This is a genomic window from Bradyrhizobium sp. CFUWI (genome assembly GCF_056429085.1).
Map to the genome: position 1 here is coordinate 1 of NZ_JBWJZE010000021.1, position 18,673 is coordinate 18,673.

The window sequence follows — 18,673 nt, forward strand, 5'->3', positions numbered from 1 at the left end:
TGAAAGCCGGAGTGTGGTTCCGCCGTGCTCGTCTGCTCATCGTCTCTCCTGATTCGCGGGTCAATCTTGCCCGCCGTCAGGCAGAAACTCCACTTATCGCGCTGTTCAGATTTGCGGGACCAGCTCACTGTAACGCCAGACGACGCGCGGGAGTTTTCCAATCGTGAGTGTCAGCTGAATTGATCGGCCGAGCCTCGTTGGATGCTGTCGGATCGACTCCCGACCAATGCTAGCATGAGGTTCGCTGGAGACCTCCAGCGAACCTCAGGCAGCTTGGATTGATGGGCCTTGAAGCGAAACAACGCCTGCCGCCGCATCGGCGGAGGCGGAGGATGCCGCTGATTGGCTTTGCTCAGCTTCTCTCTAGGGTCATCAGCTTCTCTCAGAAGCGGGCCTCGGCGGCCATTGCCGTGAAGGTCAGCTACGGGGCCAACTGGCGACATGACGCGAATATGAAAGAAGGTCCGACAAAGCGCGACGGCCCCGCCGACGCAGCGTCAACTGGGGCCGTCGATGCTCCGGATGGGGGGCAAAGGGGGGCCGGAGCAAACTGGCGGTTAGCGACCGCGGACACCTACGCGCAACTACCGGGTCCGCCGTCGTCTCACCAGCCAGTACACGCCGTATCCAACGGCGAGAATAGGAAGACCGGCGCCCGCAATCGGTCCGGGGGCTCCCCTCACTTGGCCGGGCGCGTCGGAACAATTCCCGTTGCCGTTGCAAGCCGATGCAGATGGCATGGTCATCGCCAGAGACAACGCAAATGCTGCTGCGGAAAGAACGCCCCAGGTTATCTTCATGGATGTTTTCCTCTTAGGCCCCCGAGGCGCCGGTATTTAAATATATTTAAAAATTATATCTCAGTTACAAATTAATACAAGAGCCGGTCCCGGCTTCAAACCGAGGGGATCGTCCGAAAACCTGCGACTTGGTGGCGCGGTAAAGATCCGCAGCGGGTCAGGAGCTATTACAAGCTGCGCGTTAGAACCCGCTCTCCGTTTGCTAGCATCGCATCAGTCTCATCGAAGCCGATCGAACGATAGAAGTTCAATGGACCGCCATCGCCGATCACGACGCTCGTCTGGATTTGTCGGTACCCAGAATCGCGGAGAAGATCGATGAGCTGCGTTATCGCCTGCTTTGCGTATCCCTTCTTTTGGTGTTTATGGTCGATCATGAACCGCCAGAGATAGGCAACTTCCGTCTCATCGGATGGCTTCCACATCACGAAGCCAACCGGTACCTCGTCTGCGTATACTGCCCTGAAGATGGCTCGCGGCTCGAAATACGCCTGCGCTATTGAGAGTGCATTGGGGGCGACAAAGCGCTTCTGCTCCTCTCCTGTTTCCAAGGCGCAAATTGCCCGCACGGTTGCGGCGGTGATCTGGCGGAGGGTTATAACGGACATAGCGGGAGTATGCCTCATTGAGCGGACCTCAACGAGGTGCGCCGCTACTTCGCTGCTGGGCCAGAACCGGGCATCAGCAGGGCGTTGCCAAAGTCATGGTAGCTTGTCGGCGACGATAGACCGACACACCATTTTTGTTTTGCGTTGATCGCGGCGAACGGCACCACTGACTAGAAGGCAGGTAGCCACGTCAGCTTTTGGGGTCAACAGCGCCGGTTTGACTGGTACTAGATCACTTCCGGTCTGCTCCGATCAGCAGACGGTATCTGAGGCGAACCCCACTGCGCCATCGGGCCAGAAGCGGAAGAAGTACAGTCGAAGCTTACCTGCAACCGGATCGTAGCTTGCACCATGGTCGATCGTCGTGTCCCTTAGCACTACACCGGCGATCTTCCGCTTCAAGCTGGGCATGCTGACGGTGCTGGCGGGGAGCTGCGCGGCGGGTGTCGGGCTCAGGCTGGCGGGGGTGATTTAGGAAGAGGAGATCGCCGCTACGCATCCCACCTTGCATGTCCCGGGTGATCGATGGCCCGGCTCGGGTTCAGGCTGCGGTGTCCAGCTGACCAAGCGCTGCCTTGATGTCCTTGGCAGGCGGCAGCCCGAACAAGCGCCCATATTCTCTCGTGAACTGCGAGACGCTTTCGTAACCTACCCCGAAGGCCGCGCTGCTCACGTCAGAGCCCTCCGACAACATCATCCGACGCGCCTCGATGAGCCGCAGCTGCTTCTGAAATTGCAGGGGACTGAGCGATGTCATCGCCCGGAAGTGCTGGTGAAACGAGGACGGACTCATGGCAGCCGCTTCCGCCAGGCGTTCGATGCGCAGCGGCCTTGCATAGTCGGAACGAATGATCGCGACGGCGCGCGCGATGCGTTGCGCGTGGCTGTCGGGAACCCCGAGAGCCCTGATCGCCGCGCCGTGTCGACCCGCCAGCAGCCAATAATGGATTTCGCGAACGAACTGAGATTGCAGAACCGGCAGGGATGACGGACGCTCAAGCAGCCGCATCAAGCGGAGCGCGGCATCGGCAACCTCGGATTCGGTCGGATCGACGCGAACGGGAATGCCTTGCTGCTCGGGAGCAGGGTTCATCTCCAGGATCAGGCTCGCGATCACCGCCGGGTCGAGTTCAACGACCAGGGACAAATATGGGGCCTTTGCGCTGGCGCGGGTAATCTGGCTGACAGTCGGCACATCCGCCGAGATCAGGAGCGACTCCCCCGCGCCGAAATCGAAGCTGTGCGATCCCGTCGTGACGCGTTTGCGACCCTGCAGGACGAGCGCAACGAGCGGCCGGTTGATCGCGTATTGGAGCTGGCCCTGCGTCAGTGCCCGTATGGCCGTAAGGCCCGGGACCGGCGTCCTGGCAGCGCCATTCTGGTCTGAATGCAAATCCGCATAGCGGCGAACGGTTTCGAGCAAGGTCGTCGTCATTCCGCGAATTTATACCAGCCGCGGGCTTCGGCAACCGGACATGGCCGGACTGCTCCAACTTTGGGCAAGTGAATTGATCGTTCAACGCAGCGCCGGCCCGGCCTGAGCGAGGCTCCCGGCCCTTCGGAGGAATAGGCAAAAAGGCTCAAGGATCCGGCAACTCGAATGCTGCGGTGCGTGCCACCTTCGCCGTGCCAACCGAAGGAGACATCACATGGCTAAAATTGCAATCGTCACCGGTGCGAGCCGCGGCCTTGGCCGCAACATGGCGGTCAACATCGCGCGCAAGGGCAGCGATGTCATCATCACCTACCGGAGCCGTGCGGATCTCGCGGAGAGTGCCGTTTCCGAGATCGAGGCGCTGGGACGCCGGGCCGTGGCCTTTCAATTGGACAGCGCCGACGTCGCCAACTTTCCCTCCTTCGCGCGAAGCCTCGCCCAGACGCTGAAGGAGACATTTGGTCGCGAGAGCTTCGACTACCTCGTGCACAATGCCGGCGACGGCCTCTTCGCTCCGCTCAGCGAGACCACCGAGGCTCAGTTCGATCAGCAGATGAATCTGCATGTCAAAGGCGTATTCTTCCTCACCCAGGCCTTGTTGCCACTGATGGCAGACGGTGGCTCGATCGTCACCATCGGCAGCGGCTTGACGCGCGTCACCTATCCGGGCTTCGCGGTCTACACCATGGCGAAGGCTGCCGCTGACATGATGGCGGTCTGCATGGCCAGGGAACTTGGGCCGCGTGGCATCCGCGTCAACAGCGTTGCGCCCGGCGCGATCGAGACCGACTTTGGTGGTGGCTTGGTGCGCGACAATCCCGACGTGAACAAGCAATTCGCCGCCATGACTGCGCTGGGCCGCGTTGGCGTCCCGGATGATATCGGTCCGATGGTCGCGAGCTTGCTGAGTGAGGACAATCGCTGGGTTACGGGGCAACGGATCGAAGTATCAGGCGGCCAGACGATCTGAACGCCGAACATTGCCTTACGACATGCAAGGGTCGCTGCAAGAGCTTGCGGCGGCCTTGGTCGGCCAGGCTCTATGCGGCCCCGGGTCCGTTTCGTGTCCGCAAATATTGGTTGGTGAAGAGATCGGAACCGGAATTTCGCACGACAGCTCGTCACTCGGTGCACGGTGCCCGTCGGGCAAAACAGCCCGGTCAGTTTGAGCACACCGCCTGTCAAGCTCCATCGCGCAAAATATTCCACTTTACCGAAATTCGGATTTATCGTACAAACCGGTCACCCTGGCCCGAGACGAGGGGCGGATCGCGATCGTCACGAACCGCGGGCTGGGCAGCGATGGACGCGACGGCGTCGGCGCAACGGGCGTTGCAGGGCGGGACACCGTGAGCAATGGCCTGCCGCGCATACGACACGGCGCTGACAGCGTCTTCGCATGGCTTCGGGGGCGAGCACACGCCACCCCTCGGAGCGACATGCGAGGACGTGCGCGGACGGAGAAGTCGTGTGGTCCCGACGCCCGGGGTTCTGGCGTCAAGTCTTGCGGTGATGTGGCGGCCCGACCTGGCCCGCGCGTCAGCCAGCCGCAAGGCGACGGGGGCAATAGTGCAACGCTCCCCGAGGAGAGCACGAAGGACACCGTTAAAACCATTCGCGCAGGGAAGGCCGGGCGACCGGCATCACCTGTAGTCCACCCCGTGTGCATCTTCTGTCGCGCACGGACTCGGGTGCCGCCGGCGCCCGGCCTTCCCTGCGCCCTCGTCTTTCTCGAGGGCGTGCCGTGAAGCAAAACTCGGGCGAGACGCGCCGCGGGAAGGCGGTGCTGCGTCTGCTGTTTGAATGTGAATTGGAGAGCGGCAGCCCCACCCCTTGCTCCGTCATTGCGAGGAGCTCGCGACAAGATTGCGAAGCTATTTTGCGCTGATGCGACGAAGCAATCCAGACTGCATCTGCGGAGAGATTCTGGATTGCTTCGCTCCGCTCGCAATGACGCGGAGGAGCCGCGAGCACCACACTCGGTGTCATCGCCCGGCTTGCCGCCTTCGCTGAAGCTTCGGCGTGCCGAGCGTCCGTGTAGGCCTCGGCGTAGCCTTGGCGGAGCCGGGACCGGGCGATCCAGTACACCGAGACCAACGTGATTGAGAAGATAGGCCACGGCGTACTGGATGCCCCGGTCGAGCCGGGGCATGACACCATCCTTGTGGCGCTACCGCATCATCATCCGCGCGATCGCCTCCCCGATCACCACCGTGGTGAAATGCGTATTGGCGCGGCAGTCGGACGGCATGATCGAGGCGTCGGCGACGCGCAAGGAAGCGATGCCCTTCACCGTGCCGTCGGGGTTGACCACACCGTCGGCGTCACCAACGCCGCTCATGCGGCAACTGCCGGCGGCGTGCTGGATGTCGCCGGTCTCTCGGCGCAGCACCGCGTCGAGCTCGCGGTCCGGGAGGCTGGCGGCCTGCGGCAGCGTCAGGTCGGTGTCAGCGAGCCGGATCCAGTCGGCGATGCCCGAAACCGCCGGCTGGGACGTGATTACCGCAAGGCGCTTCACCGCGTCCATCATGCGCAGCATGTCGCGGGGATTGGCCAGCATGTTCTCCTCGACGACAGGATCGATCGCGGCATCGGGCGAGGCCAATCTGAGCGTGCCGCGGGAATACGCGTTGAACAGCCCGGCGCCGATCGCGCCCGGCACGCCGATGCCGCGATGATTGAAGGCGATCAGGATCATGTCGCGCTTGCCGCCGTCGGCGAGCCCGGAGGAATAGGTCACGCAGCAATTGGTGTGACGGGTGTCGGGATCGGTGGGGCGGAGATCCTCGCGGAGCTGGATCGTGGCGCGAAACAGCGGGTGATCGAAGAAGTGCCGGCCGACCGGCAGGTCACGCGCGACCGCAATGCCCATCGCCTTCAACTCCTCGGCCGGCCCGATGCCCGAACGCAGCAGGATCGCCGGGCTGTGGATGGCGCCGGCGCAGAGCACGATCTGGCGCGCGCCGATCTCGTGGGTGCCCTGCCCGTCGATATGAACGCGGACGCCGGTCGCGCGGCCGTCGCTGATCAGCACGCGATCGACCAGCGCATGGCCGCGGATCTCCAGATTGGCGCGGCCGCGCGCCGGCTCGAGATAGCCCTCATTGGTGCTGATGCGGCGCAAGTCGCGGCTGTTGATGGGATAGCAGGCGACGCCCTCGCCGTCCGGGCCGTTGAGGTCGGCACACCAGGGATAGCCGCTCGCCAGCGCCGCATCGCGCAAGCCGCGATCGATCGGTCCCCATTTCTCCGGCGGCGCGCGATAGACCGGCAACGGCCCGCCGCGGCCGTGGCCCTCGGCGTCGCCGAACTCCAGGTCGTCCTCGATCACGGAGAACAGCGGCATCACCTCGCTGGCCGACCAGCCGGTGCAGCCATTGGCGGCCCATTCGTCGAAGGCATCGGCAACGCCGCGGATGGCGATCTGGCCGTTCATCATCGACGAGCCGCCGAGCCCCTTGCCGCGCCAGTAGAAGCGCGGCTCCTGACCGGCGACCCGGCGCGACAGAAGATCAGGCCATTGCCATTTCTCCTGGTACTCGCGCTTGTGGATGATCGGGATCGGGTTCGGCGTCCTCACCTCCCACGGCGCCTCATCGGCGCGCCAGTCGCGGCCCGCTTCGAGCAACAAAACGCGCCGTGCGGGATCCTCCGACAGCCGCGCCGCAACCGCAGCGCCGGCGGAGCCGCCGCCAACAACAATGACATCGTACATCGCGCTACTTCTCGACATTCCAGAACACCGGGATGGCGGACGGTATCAGACCGCGCAAGGTCGCGCGATAGGCGGCCGGCTGCGCGAACTGGCCCCAGGGAATTCCGGGAGCCTGATCGTACATGACGGCCTGGATCTCGCCTGCGATCTTCTTGCGGTCCTCCTCGGCCGGCGCCTTGGCGAAGGCTTCCATCAACGGCGTGATGCGCGCATCGCATTGCCAGCCGGTGAAGTCGGCGCAGTTGAAGGCAACCATCACATTGGTCAGCGGCGAGCCCAGATCGAAACCGCCGGCGTGAACGCCGTAGACGCTCCAGCCCTCCTTCTTGGCGCGGCGCGCCAGCACGCTCGCCCAGTCCATCACCTGCAGATCGACGTTGAAGCCGGCGGCCTTCAGCCGCTCGGCGAGCACCTGCGCCGAGACGCGCGGGGCTTCGAGATCGTTGGCCTGCATGACGACGACGGGCTCGCCGGCATATTTGGTCGCCTTCAGCGCGGCCTTCGCCGCCTCGATCGAGGGCTTCGCCGCCGCCTCGGTGCCGGCCTTGCTTTCATAGGTGGTGCCGCAGGTGAAGAACGTCGCGCAAGGCGTGGCGTATTTGGCATCCAGCCCGAGCGCATCCAGCACTTCGCGCTGGTCGACCAGCTTCCACAGCACGCGCCGGATCGCGGCATCGTCGAACGGTTTGGACGCGGCGTTGAGGCGGTAGGCGCCTGCGAACATGTTGCCGCCGGTGAAGTTGACGAGCTTGACGCGGGAGTTCTTCTCCAACTGCGGCAATAGATCGAACGGGGCGTATTGCATGAAGTCGACTTCGCCGGCCTGCAGCGCGGAGGCTGCGGTCGCACCGTCAGGAATGACGCGGACCTCCAGCGTGTCGAAATTGACGCGCTTGCCGCCGGCGAGGAAGTCGGCGGGCTCGGGGCGCGGTACATAGTCGGCGAACTTCTTCAGGATCATGCGATCGCCGGTGCGGTGATCGGCCTTGCTGTAGACGAACGGGCCGGAACCGATGATCTCGGTGATGCGCTGGTCGCCGGGGGTCTTGGCGATGCGCTCGGGCATCATGAAGGCGACGGGGCTGACGGGATTGCCGAGCGCGTCGATGACGAGACCCGACGGCTCCTTCAACGTCAGCACGACAGTCTTGGCATCGGTGGGTTCGAGCGACGCCGTGATCGCGAAGATGCGGCGGCCGAGCGCGCTGCGGGTGCCCCAGCGGCGCAGCGAGGCCACGCAGTCGGCCGCGGTGACCGGCTGGCCATCATGCCACTTCAGGCCATCGCGCAGGGTGAAACTGTAGGTCAGGCCATCGGGCGAGACTTTCCAGTCCTGCACCATCTGCGGTTTGATGTCGCCCTTGGAGTCCTTCGCAAACAGCGTATCGAACACCATGTAGCCAAACGTGCGCGAAATATAGGCCGTGGAGAAATGCGGATCGAGGGTGACGATTTCCGCCTCGAGCACCGCGACGAGATTCCCCGCCGCATGCGCGGGCGCCGCGGCCAGCGCGAGGCCGAACAGCGCGGGCATCAAAGACTTGAGTTTGAACATTGGTTTCTTCTTGCCTTGGCGAAACGGATACGGTCGCCAGCAAAAAGCAATGTTCGTGCCCACACGGCAGAAGCACGTATGCGCACACGGCTATCAGCCGCGCGTTTGCGGCTACACCGTCGGTGTCATCGCCCGGCTTGACCGGGCGACCCAGTATTCCAGAGATCCTGCGATGATACGGAAAGGCCGCGGCGTACTGGATGCCCCGGTCAAGCCGGGGCATGACACCTGTTGCGTGGCGACGGGCTGCGCCCTACCCGATGCCCCGGCCGAACTTGTTCGACTTCGGGAAACCCTTCGGCGGCAGGCGGCCGGCGTCGGCGCGGGTGCCTTGCCACTCGCTGAGCTCCTTCATGGTCGCGGAGAATTCGCGGCCCGCGGAGTCCTTCCAGGTCAGGCCGGCCTTGGCCTCGAACACGGTCACGTCCGAGAGGCCGCCGTCCTTGTACTTCTGCAGGCGCACGCCGCGGCCGCGCGCCATTTCCGGCACCTGGTCGAGCGGGAAGACGAGCATCTTGCGGTTCTCGCCGATCACCGCGACGGTGTCGCCGATCACCTCGGCGATCGCGCGCGCCTCGTTCGGCATGTCGACGTTGAGGACCTGCTTGCCCTTCTTGGTGGTGCCGACGCAATCGTCCTCGTTGACGACGAAACCCTGGCCCTCGTGGCTCGCGACCAGGAATTTGCGCCCGCCCTTGTTGACGAACAGCGCGACGGGCGCGGCCTCCTGCTCGAGGTCGATGAACAGGCGGATCGGCTCGCCGTGACCGCGGCCGCCCGGCAGCTTGGCGACGTCGAGCGTGTAGAACTTGCCGTTGGTGGCGAGCAGCAGCAGCTTCGAGGTCGTCTCGGCGAAGAAGGCGAAGCCGAGCTTGTCGTCCTGCTTGAAGGCGAGCCCCGAGAGATCCTCGACATGGCCCTTCATGGTGCGGATCCAGCCCTTGTCGGAGACGACGACCGTCACCGGCTCGCGCTCGACGAAGGCCTCCTCGATCGCGGCGAGATCGTGCTCGGGCGCGTCGGCAAAAGTGGTGCGGCGCTTGCCGAGCGGCGTCTTCGGCCCGAACATGTCGCGGACCTTGCCGACCTGCTCGCCGACCTTCTTCCACTGCTCGGCCTCGGAGGCGAGCACCGCGTTGATGCCCTTCAGCTCGTTGCGGAGGTTCTTGTCCTCGGTGCGGATCTCCATCTCCTCGAGCTTGCGCAACGAGCGCAGGCGCATGTTGAGGATGGCTTCGGCCTGCACCTCGGTGAGCTTGAACGCCTTCATCAGCTCGGGCTTCGGCTCATCCTCGGTGCGGATGATCTTGATCACCTTGTCGATGTTCAGATAGGCGATCAGGAAGCCGCCGAGCACTTCCAGCCGGTGCTCGATCTGCGCCTTGCGGTAATTGCTGCGGCGGATCAGGACGTCGCGCAGATGGTCGAGCCATTCGCGCAAGGCCTCGGCAAGGCCCACGACCCTCGGCACCTTGCCCTTGATCAGCACGTTGAGGTTCAGCGGAATCTTGTTTTCGAGCTCGGTGAGCCGGAACAGCGATTCCATCATCAGCGCCGGATCGACGTTCTTCGACTTCGGCTCGATCACGATGCGGACGTCTTCGGCCGACTCGTCCCTGATGTCGCCGACCAGCGGCAGCTTCTTCTGGTCGAGCAGCTCGGCGACCTTCTCGATCAGGCGCGATTTCTGCACCAGGAAGGGAATCTCGGTGACGACGACGACCCAGGTGCCGCGCGCGCCCTCCTCCTGCTCCCACCTCGCCCGGACACGGAACGAGCCGCGGCCGGTGGCGTAGGCCTCGGCGATCGCCTGCTTGGAATCGACGATGATGCCCCCGGTCGGGAAGTCCGGGCCCTTCACCCACTTCAGCAACGCCTTGGATTTCGCGTCGGGCTTCTCGATCAGATGCAGCGCGGCGTCGCAAAGCTCGGCGGCGTTGTGCGGCGGGATCGAGGTCGCCATGCCGACCGCGATGCCCTGCGCGCCGTTGGCGAGCAGGTTCGGAAAGCCGCCGGGCAGCACGACCGGCTCCTTCGACTGGCCATCGTAATTGGCGCGGAATTCGACGCCGTCCTCGTCGATGCCGTCGAGCAGAAGCCGCGCGACGTCCGTCATGCGCGCTTCGGTGTAGCGGTAGGCGGCCGGGTTATCGCCGTCGATATTGCCGAAATTGCCCTGGCCGTCGACCAGCGGGTAGCGCGAGGAGAAATCCTGCGCGAGGCGCACCATGGCGTCGTAGATCGCCTGGTCGCCGTGCGGATGGAACGAGCCCATCACGTCGCCGACGATCTTGGCGGATTTCTTGAAGGCCGTGCCGGGGTCGAGCCGGAGCAGGCGCATGCCGTAGAGGATGCGGCGGTGCACCGGCTTCAGGCCGTCGCGCGCGTCGGGCAGCGCGCGGTGCATGATGGTGGAGAGCGCATAGGCGAGATAGCGCTCTTCCAGCGCTTCCCGCAGCGGCACCTCGTGAATTTCGGCCGGTTCTTCCGGCGGAACGATTCGTTTTCCCATGCCGCCCGGTTAAACCGTGGAAGGGAATCGGGCAAGGATGGATTGGTTCCCTGTGGCGGGCTAGTGCCCTGCCCAGCCGGCTGTCACGGTCTGGGTCTTGTCCTGGGCCGGTGCCGGCGCATTGGTCAGGCAGCGCCGGGCGGCCTCGATTTCAGCCTCCGTCGCCCCCTTCGACCGCGCCCATGTCTCTGCGGCGGCAGCGGAATATTTGGCCACATAGTACCGCACGACAGTGCAGGACGCCCGGCGAAACGCGCCGGGTTGCGGCTCGGCGGCCATGGCATCGGGCGCGAACGCGAACAGCGCCGCGGAAAAGGCGAATCCCCTGATCAACATTTAGGCTGTCCCCGTTGTGGAACCCAAGGGCGAACCCGATGACCCCGATTTCGTTCCCGTGGAACTCCCTGTGAGAGGGCAAGGCAGAGTCCCGTTTCGCTCATGGCGCGGGAATCGCGGCCCTCGCCTGTTGCCGGATCAGGGCGTTGATGAAGCCCGCGCGCGCATCGGAATGGCCCTGCCCCCGCGGCTCCAGCACGTGACGCAGCAGGAACAGGCCGGTGAGTCGAAATCCGTCCTGGAGATCCTGCTCGGTCAGGTCGCTGGCGGTTTCGCCCTGACGCAGAAACGGCGGCAGGCGCAACAGGCGGTCACGCCAGGGCTCGCCCGCGCTGCGCGACACCGCGCCGCCGGATTTCGGCGAGACGTAGATCAGCTCGGCGGTCTCGCCGGTCACCGCACAATTTTCCAGCGCCAGCCCGAAGCCGAGCTCGGCGAGCATTGCCAGCTCGAAATGGATGAGGTGCACGGCCGCGCCCCCGATGTCCTCGAAATCGTCGAGCGAATGCTCGAGCAGCGCAAATATCTCCTCGTGCGGATCGCGCTCCGGCAGCAGGCGCGCGATCGAGGCGAGATGGGTGACGCCGTAGACGCCGTGGGACGATCCGAGCAGCGTGGCCGCGCGCAGCTTCAGGCCCTCGATCGTATAGGTGCCGAGATGCTCGTCGAGCCGCGCCCGCCAGACCGCGCTGACGCTGTTCCCCGGCTGCAAAAGCGGCCGCATCCGCGAACTGGCGCCGCCGCGCACGAGGCCGAGATGCCGGCCGTGCGCGCGCGTCAGGAGCTCGACGATGGCGCTGGATTCGCCATGCCGCCGCACCCCCAGCACGATGCCTTCGTCGGTCCATTCCATGGGGGAAAGCTTATCGCATTTCGAGCGGCTGTAGGGTGGGCAAAGCGAAGCGTGCCCACCAATTTGATCGACGGCGCACGATGGTGGGCACGGCGCGCGCAGGCGCGCCTTTGCCCACCCTACGGCACCGTGTAAGTCGCTACGCGTTGAACCAGCCCTGTGCGTCGCCGGTGAACGAGAAATACAGGCCCATCGTGGTCAGCGCGCAGGAGACGATCTCGATCGCGCTGTCGAGCTCCAAGCCCCTCGCGCCGATGATCTGGCCGAGCGAGATGACCGACAGCACGAGCGCGGCCGCCAGCACCCAGCGCGGCCAGTTCTTGCGTCCATGCGCGGCCAGCCGGACGAAATAGAGAAGGAGCAGGATCATGCCGCCGGCGAGCAGGGTCCCCATCATGATCATCTGCTCGGTCATCTCGGCATTGGGCGTGCGGTCCTGCGCCGCAACGGACAAGGCGTCCAGCATCAACGATGCGTAGAGCAGCGCTTCGAAGCGCCTGACGTTGCTGGGCACGCTCATCGGATACCGATCTTTTCTTGGTTATTCTCTCGGAAAGTCCAGACCCATCTCGCGGTAGCGATCGGGATCGTCGCCCCAGTTCTCGCGCACCTTGACGAACAGGAACAGATGCACCGGCACGTCCAGGATCTGCATCAGCTCTTTCCGCGAGTCCGCGCCGATCGACTTGATGGTGGCGCCGCCCTTGCCGAGCACGATCTTGCGCTGGCTTTCGCGCTCGACGAAGATCGTCTGCTCGATCCGCACCGACTTGTCCTTGCGCTCCTCCCACTTGTCGGTCTCGACCGTGGACTGGTAGGGCAGTTCCTGGTGCAGCTTCTGATAGATTTTCTCGCGCGTGATCTCGGCCGCCAGCTGCCGCATCGGCGCGTCCGACATCTGGTCCTCGGGGTAGAGGAACGGACCCGGCGGCACCATCTCGGCGAGCGTCCTGCGGAGATCGTCGACGCCGTCGCCCGAGATCGCCGCGATCATGAAGGTGCGCGCGAACTTCATGCGCTCATTGGCGGCCTGCGCCAGCGCCAGCAGCTTCTCGCGCTGGACCAGGTCGACCTTGTTGATGACGAGGATCTTCTCGTGATTGACGCTGGCGGCCTTGGTGAGGATCGCCTCGGCCTCCTCGTCGATGCCGGTCTTGGCATCGAGCAGCACGCAGACGAGATCGGCGTCATGCGCCCCGCTCCAGGCGGTGGAGACCATGGCGCGGTCGAGCCGCCGCTTCGGCAGGAAGATGCCGGGGGTGTCGACCAGGATGATCTGCGCGTTGTTCTCGATCACGATGCCGCGGATCAGCGCGCGCGTGGTCTGCACCTTGCGCGAGACGATCGTGACCTTGGCACCGACCAGCGCATTGACCAGGGTGGACTTGCCGACATTCGGCGCGCCGATCAGCGCAACGAAGCCGCAGCGCGTCGCAACGGGCGCCTCGCCGCTTGCTTCAGCCGTCATTGCTGCCGCCGACGCCTTCGCGTTCAATCATCACCGAAGCTGCTACCTTTTCTGCCGCGCGCTTGCTGCCGCCAATGCCCTCGGCCGGCGCGAGGCCCGGCAGGTCGACGGCGACGCGGAACTGCGGATCATGATGCGGGCCGGTGCGCTCGACCTCGCGATAGACCGGCGTCGGCAGCCCCTTTCCTTGCGCCCATTCCTGCAGCACGGTCTTGGGATCGCGCAACGGACGGCGCGGCTTGTGCATGCGCTCGGTCCAGTTGCGCCTGACGAACTCGGACGCCGCTGCGTAGCCCCCGTCGAGGAAGACGGCGCCGATCACGGCCTCGCAGATGTCGCCGAGGATGGATTTGCGCAGGCGGGCATCGGCGCTAGAGCCGACCGAGCCGAGCTTGATGTCGTCGAGCAGGCCGAGCGACTTGGCGACGTCGGCGCAGCTTTCCTTGCGCACGAGCTCGGCAAGACGCTTGGAGAGCTCGCCCTCGTCGGCGTTCGGGAAGGCGTGATAGAGCATGTCGGAGACGACGAGCCCGAGCACGTGGTCGCCGAGGAATTCCAGGCGCTGGTAGCTGTCGCCGCGCTTGCGCCCGGACTTCAGCGCCGAGACATGCGTGATCGCCTGCATCAGCATGTTCGGGTCGGTGAAGCTGTGGCCGATGCGCGCCTCGAGCGCCGCGTTCGCATCGGTGCCCTTGGCCTTGCTGCTCCGCGCCCGCTTCTTCTTGGCAGGCGTCTTCGGTGCAGCTTCGCTCTCAGGAGCGGCTTGCGCCTCGGTCGGTTGGATGGCGATGTCCTTGGCTTCGTCTTTCATCGGACGATTTTGAAGAAGCGATTCCAGCGTACCGCCCACGGCCAGCGCCAGACCATCCAGGCATGCTCGCCTTCGGCGATGGAGAAGAAGATCATCTGGGCGCGGCCGATCAGATTCTCCTTCGGCACATAGCCGACCTGGCCGAGAAAGCGGCTATCGGTGGAGTTGTCGCGGTTGTCGCCCATCATGAAGAAATGGCCTGACGGCACGGTGTAGACGTTGGTGTTGTCCACGTAGCCGTTGTCGGCGCAGTCGAGCGTCTCATAGGACACGCCGTTCGGCAGTGTTTCCTTCCAGCGCTTCACCCGGGAGATGCCGCCGCCTTCCGAGCCGCAGGGCTCCTCGCCGACATATTCGCTCATCCGCTGCCGCTCGACCGGCGCGTCGTTGATGTAGAGCAGCCCGTCCCGCATCTGGATGCGGTCGCCGGGAAGACCGATCACGCGCTTGATGTAATCGGTGGAATCGTCCTTCGGCAGGCGAAACACGACGATGTCACCGCGGTCCGGGTCCGAGCCCCAGATCCGCCCCGAGAACAGCGGCGGCGAGAACGGAATCGAATAATGGCTGTAGCCGTAGGAATATTTCGAGACGAACAGATAGTCGCCGACCAGCAGCGTCGCCTTCATCGAGCCGGACGGGATGTTGAAGGGCTGGAACAGGAAAGTTCGGATCACCAGCGCGATCAGGAGAGCATGGATCACGACTCGGATCGTTTCGCCGACGCCGCTCTCAGTTTTCGTTCCCGAAGTCACGCTCATTGCTCTCTCAATTCCGGCCGGCGATCACAGAGCGCCCTCCTCCCGCGAACGGCCCTCCGGTTCGCGGCGCAAGGAGATTGTCCTGATTCTGACAGTGAGGGCCAATTCCGGCGTAAAGCCGAACTCGCCCAAGCTGATTTGCGTCCGCGGACTTTTAGACGGTTGTCGGAGGCCACGCAATCAAGGATCGCATCAAAACTGGGTAAGATATTGATTTACAACGAAGATCACAAAATCCGCGACGTCGCGTCAGGGTTTCGGCAGCGGGACGGCGGAAATGATGACGAAGGCCTGCGCCAGCGGCCAGTCGTCGGTGATCGACACGTCGATCCGGGCCTCGAACCCCTCCGGCGTCAGGGCCTGGAGCCGGGCCAGGGCGCCGCCGGTCAGCTGCATGGTCGGCCGCCCGCCCGGCAGGTTGACCACGCCCATATCGCGCCACCAGACGCCGCGCCGGATCCCGGTGCCGAGCGCCTTGGAGCAGGCCTCCTTGGCGGCGAAGCGCTTGGCGTAGGTCGCCACCACCATCTTCTCGTTCTTGGCGCGGCGCTCCGCCTTGGCCCGCTCCGCCGCGGTGAAGATGCGGTCGAGGAAGCGCTCGCCATGGCGCTCGATCACCTTGGCGACGCGGGTGATGTCGATCAGGTCGGAGCCGATGCCGATGATCATGCCCGGCTCCGGCCGCGATCCATCGCCGCGCGCATGCTGCGCACCGTCTCGGCCAGCCCCACGAACAGCGCTTCGCCGATCATGTAGTAGCCGATGTTGAGCTCCATGATCTCAGGCAGGGCCGCGATCGTCTCCGCCGTTGCATAGTCCAGCCCGTGCCCGGCGTGGACCTCGAGCCCGGCAGCCTTGGCCAGCTTCACTCCCGCCACGATCCGCTGCCATTCGGCCTCGGCCTTGGCGGTGTGGCCGTCGACCACGGCGTCGCACCAGGCGCCGGTGTGGATCTCGATCACGGGCGCACGCAGCCGCGCTGCCATCTCGATCTGGGCGGGATCGGCAGCGATGAACAGGGAGACCCGAATGCCGGCATCGCTCAGCCGCGCGATACAGGGCGCGAGCGCGTTGTGCTGGCCGACCACATCCAGCCCGCCTTCGGTGGTCACCTCCTGCCGGCGCTCCGGCACCAGGCACACCGCATGCGGCCTGGTGGCGAGCGAGATGCGCATCATGTCGTCGGTCGCCGCCATCTCGAAATTGAGCGGCTTGGAGATCTCGGCCTTCAGCCGCGCCATGTCCTCGTCGCGGATGTGCCGGCGATCCTCGCGCAAATGGGCGGTGATGCCGTCGGCGCCGGCCTCGATCGCCAGCAGCGCCGCCCGCACCGGATCGGGATGGCGGCCGCCGCGCGCGTTACGTACGGTTGCGACGTGATCGATATTGACGCCGAGGCGAAGCGGAGAAGCAGGCATTTCAGAGCTCATGAAATCGGAGGGACCGGCGCATGCGAGATGCGCCTATCCATTAACACGTTCGACTTTGGCGACGACCGCCTTGGCGCGCAGCTGGGCCAGGATCGCGCTCAAATGCTTCAGATCGTAGACTTCGAGATCGATCGTCGTTTCCGTGAAGTCCGGTGAGCGGCGCTGCATGCTGATGTTGTCGATGTTGCCGTCGTGCTCGGCGATCACGGTCGCGATCTGCGCCAGCGCGCCGGGCTCGTTGACGTTCTCGACCTTGATGCGCGCCGGGAAGCGCTGCGGTGCGGAATCCTCGATGTCCCAGCGGACGTCGAGCCAGCGCTCCGGCTCCTCCTCGAAATCCTTCAGGGCCGGCGCCTGGATCGGGTAGATCGTGATGCCCTCGCCCGGCGTGACGATGCCGACGATGCGATCGCCCGGCACGGCGCCGCCGTTCGGCGCGAACTTGATCGGCAGGTCGGAATTGATGCCGCGGATCGGAATCGCGACCGGGCTGCGCGGCGGCTCCGACGACTTCTCCTTGAGCTTGGCGGCAAGCCCCTTCCTGACGCCGTAGCGCGCGATGCGCTCCTCCTTGTAGTCGGGGTACATCGCACGTGCGACGTGGGAGGCCTTGATCTCGCCGCGCCCCACGGCCGCCATCACGTCCTCGATCGAGGTCCGCGCGAGCCGCGGCAGCGCGCCCTTGAGCTTGTCGTCGGCATATTCGATCTTGGCGCGCTCGAACAGGCGCTCCACGATGCGGCGGCCGAGACCGGCATATTGATCGCGCACCGCGGTCCGCGTGGCGCGGCGGATCGCGGCGCGGGCCTTGCCGGTGACCGCAAGCGTCTCCCAGGCCGAGGGCGGCGCCGATTGCGCTTCCGAGGTCAGCACCTCGACCTCGTCGCCGTTCTGCAGCTCCGAGGACAGCGGCGCGAACTGGCCGTTGATCTTGCAGCCGACCGCGCTGTTGCCGACGTCCGTATGCACGGCATAGGCGAAGTCGATCACGTTGGCGTGGCGCGGCAGCGCGATCAGCTTGCCCTTCGGGGTGAAGCAGAACACCTGGTCGTGGAACAGCTCGAGCTTGGTGTGCTCGAGGAATTCCTCCGGATTGGCGCTTTCCGAGAGGATGCCAATGGTGTGGCGCAGCCAGGCGAACGCCGTGGACTCGCGCTTGAGGAATTCGGTCGGCGAGCCGACGCCCTCCTTGTAGAAGACGTGCGCGGCGATACCCCTCTCGGCGATCTGGTCCATCGCCTCGGTGCGGATCTGCAGCTCGACGCGCTGGTTGCCGGGGCCGATCACCGTGGTGTGGATCGAGCGATAGTCGTTCTGCTTCGGTGTCGAGATGTAGTCCTTGAAGCGCCCCGGCACCACCGGCCAGGTGGTGTGGACGATGCCGAGCGCGCGATAGCAGGACTCGATGTCGTTGACGACGAGGCGGAAGCCGAAGATGTCGGACAATTGCTCGAAGCCGACCGACTTGCGCTCCATCTTGGTCCAGATCGAGAACGGCTTCTTGCGGCGGCCATAGACCCGCGCCCCCAGGCCCCTGTGGCGCAGATTGTTGGAGAGCTGGTCCTCGATCTCGCCGATCAGATTGCGGTTGCGTTCGGCGAGCGCGTCGAGGCGCTGCATCACCACCGAATAGGCTTCGGGATCGAGGGTGCGGAAGGACAGATCCTCCAGCTCCTCGCGCATTTCCTGCATGCCCATGCGCCCCGCGAGCGGCGCATAGATGTCGAGCGTCTCCTCGGCGATGCGCCTGCGCGATTCCGTCGGCACGAAGTCCAGCGTGCGCATGTTGTGCAGACGGTCGGCGAGCTTGACCAGAAGCACGCGGACATCGTCGGCAATGGCCAGCAACAATTTGCGCAGATTCTCGGCCTGCTTGGCCTCCCGCGACACCAGCTCGAGCCGCTTCAGCTTGGTCAGGCCCTCGACCAGCGCGCCGATCTCCGGCCCGAAAATCTGATCGATCTCGGCCCGCGTCGCCTCGGTGTCCTCGATCGTGTCGTGGAGCAGCGCCGCCACGATGGTGGCGTCGTCGAGCTTCAGGTCGGTGAGAATCGCCGCGACTTCGAGCGGGTGCGAGAAGTACGGATCGCCCGAGGCGCGGGTCTGCGAACCATGCGCCTTCATGGCGTAGACATAGGCGCGATTCAGCAGATCTTCGTTGGTGTTGGGATTGTAGGACCTGACGCGCTCGACGAGGTCATATTGACGCATCATGCGTGCGCGGGGCTTGGCCGGGCGCGCGACCGGCGCAGTCGGGGCCACGGCAACCGATTCGGTTGCGGCCTGCATCTGCGTGGATCTGCGGCGCCGATATACCATGCCGTCCTGCCTTCAAACGGGCCTGGGCCGACCCGTTGTATACATCCTAGCTCCGATCGCGCTTGTGTCC

General features: G+C 64.9%; 15 protein-coding genes. 1 reads left to right on the forward strand and 14 read right to left on the reverse strand.

The genetic code is table 11. The features are described from left to right. Window positions 1-967: 967 nt before the first annotated feature. Together AC066S_RS31540 and AC066S_RS31545 are read right to left on the reverse strand one after the other, a co-directional pair. On the reverse strand, window positions 968-1,408 hold the full coding sequence (locus tag AC066S_RS31540) for a GNAT family N-acetyltransferase (RefSeq protein ID WP_167767504.1): 441 nt from the start codon (window positions 1,406-1,408) through the stop codon (window positions 968-970). Window positions 1,409-1,949: 541 nt separating this feature from the next. Continuing rightward, window positions 1,950-2,843, reverse strand: coding sequence for an AraC family transcriptional regulator (locus tag AC066S_RS31545; RefSeq protein WP_478271441.1), 894 nt, complete (start codon window positions 2,841-2,843; stop codon window positions 1,950-1,952). Between the two features lie 214 nt (window positions 2,844-3,057). Here AC066S_RS31545 and AC066S_RS31550 point away from each other — a divergent pair, with 214 nt between their 5' ends. Further along, window positions 3,058-3,813 (forward strand): SDR family NAD(P)-dependent oxidoreductase, encoded by a 756-nt coding sequence (locus tag AC066S_RS31550; protein ID WP_478271442.1) that lies wholly within the window; start codon window positions 3,058-3,060, stop codon window positions 3,811-3,813. A gap of 1,200 nt (window positions 3,814-5,013) precedes the next feature. Here AC066S_RS31550 and AC066S_RS31555 read toward each other — a convergent pair. The 12 genes from AC066S_RS31555 to AC066S_RS31610 form a co-directional block, all read right to left on the reverse strand. Then, entirely contained in the window at window positions 5,014-6,558 is a 1,545-nt protein-coding gene (locus AC066S_RS31555) for a GMC family oxidoreductase (RefSeq protein WP_478271492.1), read from the reverse strand. Window positions 6,559-6,562: 4 nt separating this feature from the next. Beyond that, window positions 6,563-8,113, reverse strand: coding sequence for an ABC transporter substrate-binding protein (locus AC066S_RS31560; RefSeq protein WP_478271443.1), 1,551 nt, complete (start codon window positions 8,111-8,113; stop codon window positions 6,563-6,565). 253 nt (window positions 8,114-8,366) lie between these two features. Next, window positions 8,367-10,625 (reverse strand): DNA topoisomerase IV subunit A, encoded by a 2,259-nt coding sequence (parC, locus tag AC066S_RS31565; protein ID WP_126258539.1) that lies wholly within the window; start codon window positions 10,623-10,625, stop codon window positions 8,367-8,369. 60 nt (window positions 10,626-10,685) lie between these two features. Further along, the gene (locus AC066S_RS31570) at window positions 10,686-10,961 is read right to left on the reverse strand and encodes a hypothetical protein (RefSeq protein ID WP_126258540.1); all 276 of its coding nucleotides are present in this window, start codon (window positions 10,959-10,961) and stop codon (window positions 10,686-10,688) included. Window positions 10,962-11,061: 100 nt separating this feature from the next. Continuing rightward, entirely contained in the window at window positions 11,062-11,814 is a 753-nt protein-coding gene (gene recO, locus AC066S_RS31575; protein ID WP_126258541.1) for a DNA repair protein RecO, read from the reverse strand. 139 nt (window positions 11,815-11,953) lie between these two features. Next, window positions 11,954-12,334 carry a hypothetical protein gene (locus tag AC066S_RS31580; RefSeq protein ID WP_478271444.1) on the reverse strand — a complete coding sequence of 127 codons (381 nt, stop codon included), beginning with the start codon at window positions 12,332-12,334 and terminating at the stop codon, window positions 11,954-11,956. A 21-nt stretch (window positions 12,335-12,355) separates the two neighbouring features. After that, window positions 12,356-13,282: a GTPase Era gene (gene era / locus AC066S_RS31585; protein ID WP_028135963.1), complete on the reverse strand. Its 927-nt coding sequence runs from the start codon at window positions 13,280-13,282 to the stop codon at window positions 12,356-12,358. After that, window positions 13,272-14,093, reverse strand: a complete 822-nt coding sequence (rnc, locus tag AC066S_RS31590) for a ribonuclease III (protein WP_126258544.1) — start codon at window positions 14,091-14,093, stop codon at window positions 13,272-13,274. The genes era and rnc overlap by 11 nt, the downstream gene beginning before the upstream one ends. Then, window positions 14,090-14,854: a signal peptidase I gene (gene lepB, locus AC066S_RS31595; protein ID WP_126258545.1), complete on the reverse strand. Its 765-nt coding sequence runs from the start codon at window positions 14,852-14,854 to the stop codon at window positions 14,090-14,092. Before lepB ends, rnc begins: the two co-directional genes overlap by 4 nt. A gap of 249 nt (window positions 14,855-15,103) precedes the next feature. Beyond that, window positions 15,104-15,523, reverse strand: coding sequence for a holo-ACP synthase (acpS, locus tag AC066S_RS31600; RefSeq protein ID WP_126258546.1), 420 nt, complete (start codon window positions 15,521-15,523; stop codon window positions 15,104-15,106). After that, window positions 15,520-16,272 carry a pyridoxine 5'-phosphate synthase gene (locus AC066S_RS31605; protein ID WP_126258547.1) on the reverse strand — a complete coding sequence of 251 codons (753 nt, stop codon included), beginning with the start codon at window positions 16,270-16,272 and terminating at the stop codon, window positions 15,520-15,522. Before AC066S_RS31605 ends, acpS begins: the two co-directional genes overlap by 4 nt. A gap of 45 nt (window positions 16,273-16,317) precedes the next feature. Beyond that, the gene (locus AC066S_RS31610) at window positions 16,318-18,603 is read right to left on the reverse strand and encodes a RelA/SpoT family protein (protein WP_126258548.1); all 2,286 of its coding nucleotides are present in this window, start codon (window positions 18,601-18,603) and stop codon (window positions 16,318-16,320) included. Window positions 18,604-18,673: the final 70 nt, after the last annotated feature.

What these genes read in the sequence shown, in the direction of transcription:
- AC066S_RS31540 (WP_167767504.1), bottom strand. Translation starts at nt 1,408, where the DNA reads ATGTCCGTTATAACCCTCCGCCAGATCACCGCCGCAACCGTGCGGGCA.
- AC066S_RS31545 (WP_478271441.1), bottom strand. Translation starts at nt 2,843, where the DNA reads ATGACGACGACCTTGCTCGAAACCGTTCGCCGCTATGCGGATTTGCAT.
- AC066S_RS31550 (WP_478271442.1), top strand. Translation starts at nt 3,058, where the DNA reads ATGGCTAAAATTGCAATCGTCACCGGTGCGAGCCGCGGCCTTGGCCGC.
- AC066S_RS31555 (WP_478271492.1), bottom strand. Translation starts at nt 6,558, where the DNA reads ATGTACGATGTCATTGTTGTTGGCGGCGGCTCCGCCGGCGCTGCGGTT.
- AC066S_RS31560 (WP_478271443.1), bottom strand. Translation starts at nt 8,113, where the DNA reads ATGTTCAAACTCAAGTCTTTGATGCCCGCGCTGTTCGGCCTCGCGCTG.
- parC (WP_126258539.1), bottom strand. Translation starts at nt 10,625, where the DNA reads ATGGGAAAACGAATCGTTCCGCCGGAAGAACCGGCCGAAATTCACGAG.
- AC066S_RS31570 (WP_126258540.1), bottom strand. Translation starts at nt 10,961, where the DNA reads ATGTTGATCAGGGGATTCGCCTTTTCCGCGGCGCTGTTCGCGTTCGCG.
- recO (WP_126258541.1), bottom strand. Translation starts at nt 11,814, where the DNA reads ATGGAATGGACCGACGAAGGCATCGTGCTGGGGGTGCGGCGGCATGGC.
- AC066S_RS31580 (WP_478271444.1), bottom strand. Translation starts at nt 12,334, where the DNA reads ATGAGCGTGCCCAGCAACGTCAGGCGCTTCGAAGCGCTGCTCTACGCA.
- era (WP_028135963.1), bottom strand. Translation starts at nt 13,282, where the DNA reads ATGACGGCTGAAGCAAGCGGCGAGGCGCCCGTTGCGACGCGCTGCGGC.
- rnc (WP_126258544.1), bottom strand. Translation starts at nt 14,093, where the DNA reads ATGAAAGACGAAGCCAAGGACATCGCCATCCAACCGACCGAGGCGCAA.
- lepB (WP_126258545.1), bottom strand. Translation starts at nt 14,854, where the DNA reads ATGAGCGTGACTTCGGGAACGAAAACTGAGAGCGGCGTCGGCGAAACG.
- acpS (WP_126258546.1), bottom strand. Translation starts at nt 15,523, where the DNA reads ATGATCATCGGCATCGGCTCCGACCTGATCGACATCACCCGCGTCGCC.
- AC066S_RS31605 (WP_126258547.1), bottom strand. Translation starts at nt 16,272, where the DNA reads ATGCCTGCTTCTCCGCTTCGCCTCGGCGTCAATATCGATCACGTCGCA.
- AC066S_RS31610 (WP_126258548.1), bottom strand. Translation starts at nt 18,603, where the DNA reads ATGGTATATCGGCGCCGCAGATCCACGCAGATGCAGGCCGCAACCGAA.